This is a genomic window from Ramlibacter sp. MMS24-I3-19, from assembly GCF_050320135.1.
In the GTDB taxonomy this organism is placed as follows: domain Bacteria; phylum Pseudomonadota; class Gammaproteobacteria; order Burkholderiales; family Burkholderiaceae_C; genus Ramlibacter.
Genome location: NZ_CP190017.1, coordinates 3,888,614 through 3,900,652, shown reverse-complemented (window position 1 = coordinate 3,900,652; position 12,039 = coordinate 3,888,614). Strand labels below are relative to the sequence as shown.

Sequence of the window (12,039 nt, the reverse complement as noted above, 5' to 3'; positions counted from 1 at the left end):
ACTCTGCTGTCGATAGACTCGCCGTTGTATACATGTCGAACCGCTCGCCCGCCGCTTCCCTCGATGCCGACAACGGCACCCAGGCCGTGAAGGCGCAGTTGCGCCTGCGCGAGCTGATCCTCGCCGGAGAGCTTCCAGGCGGCACGCGCATCGCGGAGCTGGCGCTGGTCGACAGGCTCGGGGTCTCCCGCACGCCGATCCGCGCGGCGTTGATGCGGCTGGAGCAGGAGGGGCTGCTGCAGGCGTTGCCCTCAGGCGGCTACGCGGTGCGCACCTTCAGCGAGCGGGACGTCTCCGATGCGATCGAGCTGCGCGGCACGCTCGAGGGGCTGCTGGCACGCCTTGCCGCCGAACGCGGTCCCACCGCGGCGCAGCTTGCCGAAGCGCGCGACTGCCTCGCCGGCATCGATGCCGTGCTGGCCCAGCCGTCGCTCGACGACGAGGCCTTCCTGCGCTACGTGCGTCTCAACGAGCGCTTCCACGTGCTGATGGCCGAGATGGCGGGCAGCCCGGTGCTGGCGCGCGAACTCGAGCGCGTGGTGCGCCTGCCGTTCGCATCACCGTCGGGATTCGTGGTGGTGCAGGCCAACTCGGCCCGCGCGCGCGACATGCTCATCGTCGCGCAGGACCAGCACCGGCAGGTGCTCGACGCGATCGAGCAGGGCGAGGGCGGCCGGGCCGAGGCCATCATGCGCGAGCACTCGCGGCTGGCCCAGCGCAACCTGCGCGAGGCCGTGCGCAGCGCCGACATCGAGCGCATGCCCGGGGTACGCCTGATCCGAAACGGAAGCGACCGCGGTTAGAGTCCCGGCATTGCCGCGATAGCCGCACCTCGGCTATGCCCGATGTGGATACCTGATAGACGACGCTCCGGCTGGTCCTTCGCCGGGGCGCTGCGGAGAATCGCGGTCCACCGGCGTGCGGCGAACGATCGCGCCCGGGTGCGCCCGAGTTGAACATCTTCGTGGAGACATCGATGCACAAGAGAACCCTGATCCAGGCCGCCGTCGGCGCGGCGCTGCTGTCCGCGGGAAGCCTCGCGTTCGCGCAGGCCGCGCCGTTCAAGATCGGCCTGATCCTGCCCATGACCGGGCAGCAGGCCACCACGGGCCGGCAGATCGAGGCGGCCGCGAAGCTGTGGATGGCGCAGAACGGCGACACGGTCGCGGGCCGCAAGGTGCAGCTGATCGTCAAGGACGACACCAGCCTGCCCGACGTCACGCGCCGCCTGGCGCAGGAGCTGGTGGTCAACGAGAAGGTCGACGTGCTGGCCGGCATGGGCATCACGCCGTCGGCCATGGCCACCGCGCCGATCGCCACGCAGTCGAAGACGCCGCTGGTCGTGATGGCCGCCGCGACGTCCAGCATCACCGAGGCCTCGCCTTTCATCGTGCGCAGCAGCTTCACGCTGCCGCAGGTGTCGGTGGCGCTGGCCGACTGGGCGCCGAAGAACGGCATCAAGAGCGTCGTCACGCTGGTCAGCGACTATGGCCCGGGCATCGACGCCGAGAAGTACTTCAGGGAGCGGTTCCAGTTCAACGGCGGCAAGGTGCCCGAATCGCTGCGCGTGCCGCTGCGCAACCCGGACTTCGCGCCGTTCCTGCAGAAGGTGCGCGACCTCAAGCCCGACGCGCTGTTCGTGTTCGTGCCCTCGGGCGCGGGCGCGGCGGTGATGAAGCAGTTCGGCGAACGCGGCATGGACAAGGCCGGCATCAAGCTGATCGCCACCGGCGACGTGACCGACGACGACCAGCTGAACGACATGGGCGACGTCGCCCTGGGCGTGGTCACCTCGCACCACTATTCCGCCGCGCACCCGTCGCCGGCGAACAAGAAGTTCGTCGAGGCCTTCGAGAAGGCCAACAACAAGCTGCGCCCCAACTTCATGGCCGTGGGCGGCTACGACGGCATGCGCCTGATCTACGACGCGCTGAAGAAGACCGGCGGCAAGGGCGGCGGCGAGGCGCTGGTCAACGCGATGAAGGGCGAGGTGTTCGAGAGCCCGCGCGGCCCGGTGTTCATCGACGCGCAGACCCGCGACATCGTCCAGAACGTCTACCTGCGCAAGGTGGAGAAGAAGGACGGCCAGCTGTGGAACGTGGAGTTCGACGTCATCAAGGACGTGAAGGATCCGGGCAAGACGAGGAAGTAACGCAGGCGATGTCATTGCGGGCCTGACCCGGCGTGACTGGCAAGGACCCATGCTCACCATCCTCTTCGACGGCATCGCCTACGGCATGCTGCTGTTCATCCTGGCCCTCGGGCTGGCCGTGACCATGGGCCTGATGAACTTCATCAACCTGGCGCACGGCGCGTTCGCGATGGTGGGCGGGTACATCACGGTGCTGCTGATGCAGCGCGCCGGCGTGCCCTTCCTGGTGTGCCTGCCCCTGGCCTTCCTCGGTGCCGCGCTGCTGGGCGCGGTGCTCGAGCGCACGCTCTACCGGCCGCTCTACCGCCGGCCGCACCTGGACCAGGTGCTGTTCTCCATCGGCCTGGCCTTCATGGCCGTGGCCAGCGCCGACTACTTCATCGGGTCCACCCAGCAGATCATGCAGCTGCCCGACTGGCTGCGCGGCCGCACCGAGATCGGCAGCGGCGCCTGGACGCTGGGCATGGGCCACTACCGCATCTTCATCATCGTCGTCTGCGCAGCGCTGACCGTGGTGCTGCAGTGGGTGCTGTCGAACACGCGGTTCGGCAGCCGCCTGCGCGCCTCGGTCGACGACCAGCGCGTCGCGGCCGGCCTGGGCATCAACGTCAACATCGTGTTCCTCTCGACCTTCGCGTTCGGCTGCGGCCTGGCGGGCCTGGGCGGCGCGCTCGGTGCGGAGGTGCTGGGGCTGGATCCCACCTTCCCGCTGAAGTACATGATCTATTTCCTGATCGTGGTGGCCGTGGGCGGCACGTCCTCGATCACGGGGCCGCTGCTGGCGGCGCTGCTGCTGGGCATCGCGGACGTCGCGGGCAAGTACTACATCCCCAAGATGGGCGCCTTCATCGTCTACGTGCTGATGATCGCCGTGCTGATCTGGCGGCCGCAGGGCCTGTTCGTGCGGCGGGGAGGCAAGGCATGAACGACAGCACCGCATCCAGGCCCGCGCCGGGCAGCCCCGCGACGGCCGACACCGGCCGCGCACAACGCTCGCTGCTGGCCAGCGCGCGCTGGCGCTGGTGGGAAGGCCTGCTGTGGGTGATCGCCTTCGCCGCGCCGTTCGTGCTGCCGCAGTACGCGGCCATCGTCAACGAGATCGCCATCACCGCGCTGTTCGCGCTGTCGCTCGACCTGATCCTGGGCTTCACCGGCGTGGTGTCGCTGGGCCACGCGGCGTTCTTCGGCTTCGGCGCGTACGCGGCCGCGCTCGTGGCCAAGCACTGGATGCCCGACCCGCTGGTCGGCCTCGTCGTGGCGATCGCCGGGGCGGCGGTGCTGGGCGCGGTGTTCAGCCTCACCATCCAGCGCGGCACCGATCTCACGCGGCTGATGGTGACGCTGGGCGCGGCGCTGATCCTGCTCGAGCTGGCCAACAAGCTTGACTGGCTCACCGGCGGCGCGGACGGCCTGCAGGGCGTCGTGATGGGCCCCGTGCTCGGCAAGTTCGAGTTCGACCTGGCCGGCCGCACGGCCGCGTGCTACTCGCTGGTGGTCCTGCTGCTGGTGTTCCTGCTCACGCGCCGCTTCGTGCGTTCGCCGTTCGGCGCCACGCTGATGGCCATCCGCGACAACCGGCTGCGCGCGATGGCCATCGGCATCCCGGTCGCCTCGCGCCTGTCCATCGTCTACACGATCGGCGCGGCCCTCGCGGGCCTCGCGGGCGCACTGCTGGCGCAGACCACCGGCTTCGCGTCGCTGGACGTGTTCGCCTTCGACCGGTCTGCCGACCTGATGCTGATGCTGGTGGTCGGCGGCACCGGCTGGCTCTATGGCGGCGTGCTGGGCGCCGTGGTGTTCAAGCTGATGCAGGATTTCCTGTCGGCGATCACCCCGCAGTACTGGACCTTCTGGCTGGGGCTCTTCCTGGTGGTGCTGGTGCTGGTGGGGCGTGACCGCCTGCTCAAGCCGTGGACCTGGATCGGCCGGCGGGGGGCTCGCTGATGGCCGACACCGTGCTGGCCTGCGAAGGCCTGGTCAAGCGATTCGGCGGCATCACCGCGACCAACAACGTCACGCTGCGCCTGCAGCGGGGCGCGCGCCATGCGCTGATCGGCCCCAACGGTGCCGGCAAGACCACGCTGATCAACCTGCTGACCGGCGTGCTGGAGCCCACCTCCGGTCGCATCACGCTCGACGGCGACGACATCACGAAGCTGGCGCCGCACCGCCGCGTGCGCCGCGGCATGGTCCGCACCTTCCAGATCAACCAGCTGTTCGCCTCGATGACGCCGCTGCAGACGCTGGCGCTGGTGGTCTCGCAGCAGCGTGGCCTCGGCAACCGCTTCTGGCAGAAGCTGGGCCAGGAGCGCGAAGTCGCCGAGCGCTGCGAGCAGCTGCTCGCGCAGTTCCGTCTCGCGGAGGTGATGGACGTTCCCACGGAGGTCCTGGCGTACGGCAAGCGTCGCCTGCTGGAGATCGCCATCGCGCTGGCCTGCGAGCCGCGCGTGCTGCTGCTCGACGAGCCTGTGGCGGGCGTGCCGGCCGGCGAGCGCGAGGAGATCCTGCAGACCGTCGCTGCGCTGCCTGCCGACGTCTCGGTGCTGCTGATCGAGCACGACATGGACCTGGTCTTCAGTTTCGCCAAGCGCATGACCGTGCTGGTCAACGGCACGGTGCTCACCGAGGGTTCGCCCGAGGAGATCGCGTCCGACCCGCGCGTGAAGGAGGTCTACCTGGGCCACGGCGAGGAGGTGGCCCATGGCTGATCTCCTGCAGGTCCAGGGCCTGTCGGCCGGCTACGGCGAGGCCGTCGTGCTGCAGAACGTGTCGTTCGCGCTGGAAGAGGGCGCGACGCTGGCGCTGCTGGGCCGCAACGGCACGGGCAAGACGACCCTGATCAACACGCTGGCCGGCGCCACGCGCCAGCATGCCGGCAGCATCACGCTGGGCGGCACCGCGCTGCACAAGCTCGCGCCGCACCTGCGCGCGGGCGCCGGCATCGGCTGGGTGCCGCAGGAGCGGAACATCTTCAAGTCGCTCACCGTGCACGAGAACCTCACGGCGGTGGCACGGCCCGGCCGTTCCGGAGGAACCTCCACGGTTTGGACGCCCGACCGCGTGTACGCGATGTTCCCGCGGCTGGCCGAGCGCAAGACCAACCTGGGCACGCAGCTGTCCGGCGGCGAGCAGCAGATGCTGGCCGTGGGCCGCGCGCTGGTGCTCAACCCCAAGCTGCTGCTGCTGGACGAACCGCTGGAGGGCCTGGCGCCCATCATCGTCGAGGAGCTGCTGCGCGCCATCCGCCGCATCACGCAGGACGAAGGCCTGGCGGCCATCATCGTCGAGCAGCACCCGCAGGCGATCCTCGCCATCTCCGACAAGGCGGTGGTGCTCGATCGCGGCACCATCGTGCACAGCGGCACTGCGCGCGAACTGCGCGCGGACCCGGCGCTGGTGGACCGGCTGCTCGGGGTGGCGCGGTAGAAAGCGGACTCCCGGAACGCGAAAGACGCGAAAGGGACGCGAAAGACGCGAAAGAATCCGGAGAACAATCCACTTGAGTTTTTTGCGTCTTTCGCGCTCTTTCGCGTCTTTCGCGTTCGGCTGTCCGCATTCCACATGAACACTCGTCGAGCCCTTCTCGTGGCTGGAATCGCGATGCCTATGGTGTCGCTCGCCCAGCCGCGCTTTCCCTCCAAGCCCGTGCGCATCGTCGTGCCGAACGGCCCCGGCGGCGCCGCCGACATCACGGCGCGGACCGTGGGGCAGGCGATGTCGGCCACGCTGGGGCAGCCGGTGGTCATCGACAACAAGCCCGGTGCGGGTGGCGTCGTCGCTGGCGAGGTGGTCGCGCATGCGGAGCCTGACGGGCACACGCTGCTGCTGGTGTCCAGCGGAAGCGCGGTGAGTGCGTCGCTCTTCAAGTCGCTGCCGTTCGACACGCTGCGCGACTTCGCGCCCGTGTCGCTGCTCGCCACGTTCGATCTCGTGCTGGTCGCGGCGGAAGGCGGCCGCTTCAAGAGCCTGGACGACGTGCTCGCGTGGGCACGCGCGAATCCCGGCAAGCTCAATCTCGGCACGCCGCAGGTGGGCACCACGCAGAACCTGGCGGCGGAACTGTTCAAGGCCAGCGCCGGCATCCAGGCGCAGGTGGTGCCGTTCAACGGCACGCCGCCGGTGATCACCGCGCTGCGTTCGGGCGAGATCGACGTCGGCCTCGACATCCTGGGACCGCTGATGGGCCAGATCGGCTCGAAGGCCCTGCGGCCGCTGGCCGTCCTCGGCGCGAAGCGGGCACCGCAGTTGCCCGACGTGCCCGCCGTGCGTGAAGCCGGCGGCTCCCTCGCGGGCTTCGAGGTTGGTTCCTGGAACGGCCTGGCCGTTCCGGCGAAGACGCCGGCCGCGGCCATCGAGCGGCTGCATGCAGCGGTCGCCAGCGCGCTGGCGCAGCCCGGCGTGCGCCAGCGCCTGGCCGACCTGAACCTCGTCGCGCAGGGCAGCACGCCCGCGGCGCTGCAGGAGCGACTGGCCAATGACATCCGGCGGTGGTCCGACGTGATCGCCCGCGCCCGCATTCCGAAGCAGTAGGGATGCTCGCGGTCCTCGCCATCACGCTGCCGATCTACCTGGTGATGGCGGTGGGCTGGGTGGCCACCCGCACGGGATTGTTCGCGCGCACGGAGATGCGCGTCTTCGGCAAGTACGCGATCCACATCGCGCTGCCCGCGCTGCTGTTCAACGCGCTGTCCTCGCGCAGTGTCGCGGAGGTGGTGAACCCCGTCTTCCTCGCCGCCTATGCGGGCGGCTCGCTGATCGCGATCCTGGGCGGCTTCCTGTGGGCGCGCCGCGTGGCCGGCAAGCCGGTGGCCGAGAGCGCCATCATCGGGATGGGCATGGGCTGCCCGAACAGCGGCTTCATCGGCTTCCCGCTGGTGTCGCAGGTGTTCGGTGCGTCGACGGCCGGCGTCGGCCTCGCGCTGGCGATGGTGGTGGAAAACCTGGTGACCTTGCCCGTCGCGCTGGCCATCGCCGAAAGCGGCGCGGGCGTGGACGATGGCAGCCGCACGCGCGGTGAGCGGCTGCGCGGCGCGCTGCGCCAGTCCGGGCGTGGCCTGGTGCGCAATCCGATGATCTGGGGCATCGCGCTGGGCTTCCTGTTCTCGCTGCTCGGATGGCGACTGCCGGAGCCGCTGGCCCGGACGGTGAACCTGTTCGCGATGTCGACCGCGGCCATCGCGCTCATGGTCACCGGCGGCTCGCTGGTGGGCATCCGAGCCCGCGGCATGGCGCGCGACGTCGGCGTGATCGCGGCGGGCAAGCTGCTGGTGCATCCGCTGGCGGTGCTGCTGATGCTGGTGTTGCTGCCGCCCATGGACCGCCAGCTGCAGACCGCCGTCGTGGTGATGGCGGCCGTGCCGATGCTGGGCATCTACCCGATCCTGGCGCAGAAGCACCACCAGGACGCGCTCGCCGCCGCGGCGCAGCTGGGCACGACGATCGCGTCGTTCTTCACGCTGACCACGCTGCTGTGGGTGCTGCAGCGGGCGCACGCCTGAAGCCTTGCTTCATCGCGTGGCCAGCAGCAAGTCCGTCCCCCAGCCCACCACGAGCGCGAGCACCGGAATCGCGAGCAGCCAGGCGCGGCGGCGCAACGCCGACGCGAGCACGAGCCCGACGGTGAGCAGCGCGGTGGGCGTGGGCATCGCCCCCGCGACTTCGGCCTGCGCCCAGTCCCGTCCCGCCAGCGGCGCGGCGAGCGGATAGGCAAGCACCGCCAGCGCGGCGAGCCCCAGTCCGGCGATGCGCATGCGCGGTGATGGCGGCGACGCACTGCGCCCCGTGCCCAGCGCCAGCAGCAGCACGGCCTGCAGCGCGAAGGCCACGGCGAACCAGGGCGCGCCAGTGTTGATGTCGGCGAAGCGCTGCCAGTGGAACGCCCAGCCCACCCAGGCCCACGCCAGCGCGAGCGTGCCGGTGATCCAGGGCGCCGACTGCACGGGCGGGCGCGCGGCCATCACGACGAGCGCGGCGCCGGCGAGGACGAAGGCTGGTTGCAAGGGCCACAGCTCGCGGTTCCAGTCCTCCAGCAGGCGGCCCCATGTCCGGGCCGAGAACATCAGGAAGCTCGCGGGCCGGTAGGTCCACCACTCGCTCATGGAGTCACGACCGCGCGATGTCGCCGGCGATGCGTTCGCGCAGCGCTGCATCGGGCATGGCACCGCCGCCGGTTGCGAGGTTCTCGCGCACGTGCGCCATCTGCGAGGTGGCCGGGATCGCGCAGGTGAGGGCGGGATGGCTCACGATGAACTTCAGCACCGCCTGCGCCCAGCTGGTGCAGCCGATCTCCGCCGCCCAGCCCGGCAGCGGACGCCGCTGCAGCATGCGCAGCAACCCCCCTTGCTGGAACGGCCGGTTGGCCAGCACGGCGATGCCGCGCTCGCGCGCCAGGGGCAGCAGCCGCTGCTCGGCCTCGCGGTCCACGGGGTTGTAGGTGAGCTGGACGAAGTCGAGCTGGTGGGACTGCATGATCTGCTCGACCTCGCGATGGCGCCGGCCTTCGGACGTCGTGATGCCGACGTAGCGCACGCGGCCGGCCTGCTTCATGGCCTGCAGCATCGGCAGCTGCGTTTCCCACGCGAGCAGGTTGTGCACCTGCAGCAGGTCGAAGCGCGGCACGCGCCAAAGGCGGCGCGAGACCTCGACCTGCGCCGCGCCATCCGAGGAGGTCCACACCTTGTCGGCCGCGAACACCTGCGGCGGCATGCCCAGCGACTGCAGGCCGTCGCCGACGACGCCTTGCGAGGAGCCGTACATGGGCGAGGAGTCGATCAGCCGGCCGCCGGCCGCGAAGAACGCGCGCATGACCTCGGCGCACTGCTGGCGGCCGTGCCTGTCGCGGCCGACGTTGAAGGTGATCCAGGTTCCGAGGCCGATGACGGGGATGGCTTCGCCGGATGAGGGGATGGGCTTGGTGTGCGGGGCCGGCGCTTGGGCGCGTGCCGGCCCGGCCGCCAGCGAGGCGGCGCCGAACAGGTGCAGGACGGTGCGGCGGTCCATGCGGGGCAGCGTAGCACCGGCGATGGAAGCCTTGGGTCCCCGCCTCCGCGGGGACGACAAGCTCTGTCATTCCCGCGCAGGCGGGAATCCAAGGCGCCCGGCTCAGGCGTGCGGCACCACCATCGGCGCCGTCTTCCGGATCAGGTCCAGCGTGGCCTCCTGCACCGGCGTCGCCGGCCGCTGCAGGCTCGTCGCCAGCGACAGCCGGATGCGCAGCGGCGGCGTCCCGATCGGCTGGGCCGTGAAGGCCGAGGGCCTTGGCGAATGCAGCAGTGCGTTGCGCGACAGGATGGCGCAGCCGGCGCCGTCGCGCACGAGATCGAGGATCGCCAGCACGCCGTCGATCTCCAGCGCCACGTGCGGCTTGCAACCCACCGACGCGAGCGCCGACTCCACGTGCATGCGGATCGCGTTGGGTCGGGTCGGGATGATCAGGGGCAGGGTGGCGACCTCCTGCAGCGGCACGGGGCCGGGCGGTGGATCCTCGTGCAAGCCCGGCGGACGCGCGCGCACCAGCAGCAGGTCTTCGTCGAGCAACGCGGAGAGGTCCAGCTCGCGGCTCGGCTGGGCGTTGTACAGCACCACGATGTCGAGGCGTCCACTGACCAGCCCGGCTTCGAGCGCGCCGGACAGACCCTCGCTGATCGAGAGCCGCGCATCGGGCATCACCTCGCGGAAGGCGCGCGTGAGCGGCACGGTCAGCACGCGGGCGACGCTGCTCGGCAGGCCGACGGCGACGCGCCCCGACAGGCCTCCGCGCAGACGGCCCAGGTCGTCCCGGGCGCGCTGCACCTGGTGCAGGATGCCGCGGCCGTGCTCCAGCAGCGTCTTGCCGGCTTCGGTGGGAATGGCGCCGCGGCCGTTGCGCAGCAGCAGGGTCTGGCGCAGCTCGACCTCGAGCAGGCGCACCTGCCGGCTCAGCGCGGGCTGGGCGACATCGAGCTCGATGGCGGCGCGCGTGAAGCTGCCCAGCTCGGCCACGCGAACGAAATACTCCAGCTGCCGCAGGTCCATGCGCAAAGTGTAAGTGGGGCCGTACAGCTATAAGCGCTTGTTCTAGCTGATAGCGGGGGCGCCGGCTTTGCGACGCGCAGGGGCCGGCCCAGAATCGCCGCATGCTGACCGGAGTCCCCGCATGAGTTCGCCGTTGCGCGGCATTTCGTCCATGGCGACGCGGCTGCTGCTGGCCGACCTGGCCGCGGCCTTCGAGAAGGCAATGGGCCGCAAGGTCGCCATCGAATCCGTTGGCGGGGTCGATGCGGCCAAGCGCGTGCAGGCGGGCGAGGACTTCGACGTCGTGGTGCTCGCCTCCGATGCCATCGACAAGCTGCTGGCCGGCGGCCACGCGGTTGCGGGCACCCGCGTGGACATCGTGCGCTCCGAGGTCGCCGTGGCGGTGAAGGCCGGCGCGCCTCGTCCCGACATCGGCAGCGAGGACGCGGTGCGTCGCGCCGTGCTGGCGGCGCCCACCATCGGCTACTCCACCGGCCCGAGCGGCACCGCGCTGCTGCAGCTGTTCCAGCGCTGGGGCATCGCCGAGCAGGTACGCGACCGCACCGTGCAGGCCCGGCCCGGCGTTCCCGTCGGCTCGATGGTCGCCAGCGGCGAAGTTGCCTTGGGCTTCCAGCAGTTCAGCGAATTGAAGGACCTCGCCGGCATCGACGTGCTCGGCATGCTGCCGCCCGCGATTCAGGTCACCACCGTGTTCTCGGGTGCCGTGTGCACCGCGTCGCGCCAGCCCGATGCGGTGCGCGAACTGCTCGCCTTCTTCGCGTCACCTGAGACCGCAGACATCAAGCGCCGGCACGGCATGGCGCCGGCCTGAGCCCCCACACCAAGGAGACATCCGCATGATCATCGACTGCCACGGCCACTACACCACCGCGCCCAAGGCGCTGGAGGCGTGGCGCAACCAGCAGATCGCGGGCATCAAGGACCCGTCGCAGAAGCCCAGGGTCTCGGACCTGAAGATCAGCGACGACGAGATCCGCGAGAGCATCGCCAGCAACCAGCTGCGCCTGATGAAGGAGCGCGGCAACGACATGACGCTGTTCTCGCCGCGGACCAGCTTCATGGCCCACCACATCGGCGACTTCGAGGTGTCCAGCACCTGGGCCGCCATCTGCAACGAGCTGTGCTTCCGCGTGTCGCAGCTGTTCCCGGAGCACTTCGTGCCGGTGGCCATGCTGCCGCAGTCGCCGGGCGTCGACCCGAAGACCTGCATCCCGGAAATGGTGAAGTGCATCGAGCAGTACGGGAACGTCGGCATCAACCTCAACCCCGATCCCTCGGGCGGCCACTGGAAGGAGCCGCCGCTGACCGACAAGTGGTGGTACCCCATCTACGAGAAGATGGTGGAGTACGACGTGCCGGCGATGATCCACGTCTCCACGTCCTGCAACCCGGCCTTCCACACCACGGGCGCGCATTACCTGAACGCGGACACGACCGCGTTCATGCAGCTGATCCAGGGCGACCTGTTCAAGGACTTCCCGACGCTGCGCTTCATCGTGCCGCATGGCGGTGGCGCGGTGCCCTACCACTGGGGCCGCTTCCGCGGTCTCGCGCAGGAAATGAAGCGGCCGCTGCTGAAGGACCATGTCCTGAACAACGTGTTCTTCGACACCTGCGTCTACCACCAGCCGGGCATCGACCTGCTGAACACCGTGATCCCGGTGAAGAACGTGCTGTTCGCCAGCGAGATGATCGGCGCCGTCCGTGGCATCGACCCGGAGACGGGCCACTACTACGACGACACCAAGCGCTACATCGACGCCAGCAGGCTGCTGAGCGCCGAGGAGAAATACGCGATCTTCGAAGGCAACACGCGCCGCGTGTTCCCGCGGCTGGACAAGCTGCTGGCCTCGCGCGGGCATTGAAGGAGTCAG

At 70.0% G+C, this 12,039-nt stretch carries 13 protein-coding genes; 10 read left to right on the top strand and 3 right to left on the bottom strand.

What is annotated here, in order from left to right; all coding sequences use genetic code 11:
• Positions 1-32 precede the first annotated feature (32 nt).
• The 8 genes from ACPWT1_RS19310 to ACPWT1_RS19275 all read left to right on the top strand — a co-directional run bounded on the left by ACPWT1_RS19310 (position 33) and on the right by ACPWT1_RS19275 (position 7,650).
• A complete protein-coding gene (locus ACPWT1_RS19310) occupies positions 33-803 on the top strand; it encodes a GntR family transcriptional regulator (protein WP_427912749.1) in 771 nt (256 codons plus the stop codon).
• A gap of 173 nt (positions 804-976) precedes the next feature.
• Positions 977-2,152: an ABC transporter substrate-binding protein gene (locus ACPWT1_RS19305; protein WP_427912748.1), complete on the top strand. Its 1,176-nt coding sequence runs from the start codon at positions 977-979 to the stop codon at positions 2,150-2,152.
• Positions 2,153-2,201: 49 nt separating this feature from the next.
• Positions 2,202-3,077: a branched-chain amino acid ABC transporter permease gene (locus tag ACPWT1_RS19300; protein WP_427912747.1), complete on the top strand. Its 876-nt coding sequence runs from the start codon at positions 2,202-2,204 to the stop codon at positions 3,075-3,077.
• Positions 3,074-4,096: a branched-chain amino acid ABC transporter permease gene (locus tag ACPWT1_RS19295; protein ID WP_427912746.1), complete on the top strand. Its 1,023-nt coding sequence runs from the start codon at positions 3,074-3,076 to the stop codon at positions 4,094-4,096. The genes ACPWT1_RS19300 and ACPWT1_RS19295 overlap by 4 nt, the downstream gene beginning before the upstream one ends.
• Positions 4,096-4,860 carry an ABC transporter ATP-binding protein gene (locus tag ACPWT1_RS19290; RefSeq protein ID WP_427912745.1) on the top strand — a complete coding sequence of 255 codons (765 nt, stop codon included), beginning with the start codon at positions 4,096-4,098 and terminating at the stop codon, positions 4,858-4,860. The genes ACPWT1_RS19295 and ACPWT1_RS19290 overlap by 1 nt, the downstream gene beginning before the upstream one ends.
• On the top strand, positions 4,853-5,578 hold the full coding sequence (locus ACPWT1_RS19285; protein WP_427912744.1) for an ABC transporter ATP-binding protein: 726 nt from the start codon (positions 4,853-4,855) through the stop codon (positions 5,576-5,578). Before ACPWT1_RS19290 ends, ACPWT1_RS19285 begins: the two co-directional genes overlap by 8 nt.
• Positions 5,579-5,752: 174 nt before the next feature.
• The gene (locus ACPWT1_RS19280; protein ID WP_427912743.1) at positions 5,753-6,682 is read left to right on the top strand and encodes a tripartite tricarboxylate transporter substrate binding protein; all 930 of its coding nucleotides are present in this window, start codon (positions 5,753-5,755) and stop codon (positions 6,680-6,682) included.
• 2 nt (positions 6,683-6,684) lie between these two features.
• On the top strand, positions 6,685-7,650 hold the full coding sequence (locus ACPWT1_RS19275; RefSeq protein WP_427912742.1) for an AEC family transporter: 966 nt from the start codon (positions 6,685-6,687) through the stop codon (positions 7,648-7,650).
• Between the two features lie 9 nt (positions 7,651-7,659).
• On the opposite strand, the gene ACPWT1_RS19270 is transcribed toward ACPWT1_RS19275, so the two are convergent.
• The 3 genes from ACPWT1_RS19270 to ACPWT1_RS19260 form a co-directional block, all read right to left on the bottom strand.
• Positions 7,660-8,250 carry a DUF6064 family protein gene (locus ACPWT1_RS19270; RefSeq protein WP_427912741.1) on the bottom strand — a complete coding sequence of 197 codons (591 nt, stop codon included), beginning with the start codon at positions 8,248-8,250 and terminating at the stop codon, positions 7,660-7,662.
• 4 nt (positions 8,251-8,254) lie between these two features.
• The gene (locus tag ACPWT1_RS19265) at positions 8,255-9,151 is read right to left on the bottom strand and encodes an aldo/keto reductase (protein ID WP_427912740.1); all 897 of its coding nucleotides are present in this window, start codon (positions 9,149-9,151) and stop codon (positions 8,255-8,257) included.
• 102 nt (positions 9,152-9,253) lie between these two features.
• On the bottom strand, positions 9,254-10,165 hold the full coding sequence (locus tag ACPWT1_RS19260; RefSeq protein WP_427912739.1) for a LysR substrate-binding domain-containing protein: 912 nt from the start codon (positions 10,163-10,165) through the stop codon (positions 9,254-9,256).
• Positions 10,166-10,286: 121 nt separating this feature from the next.
• Between ACPWT1_RS19260 and ACPWT1_RS19255 the strand changes: the two genes are divergently transcribed.
• Complete coding sequence (locus ACPWT1_RS19255; RefSeq protein ID WP_427912738.1) at positions 10,287-10,976, top strand: substrate-binding domain-containing protein; 690 nt, start codon at positions 10,287-10,289, stop codon at positions 10,974-10,976.
• A gap of 25 nt (positions 10,977-11,001) precedes the next feature.
• On the top strand, positions 11,002-12,030 hold the full coding sequence (locus ACPWT1_RS19250; protein ID WP_427912737.1) for an amidohydrolase family protein: 1,029 nt from the start codon (positions 11,002-11,004) through the stop codon (positions 12,028-12,030).
• Positions 12,031-12,039 lie beyond the last annotated feature (9 nt).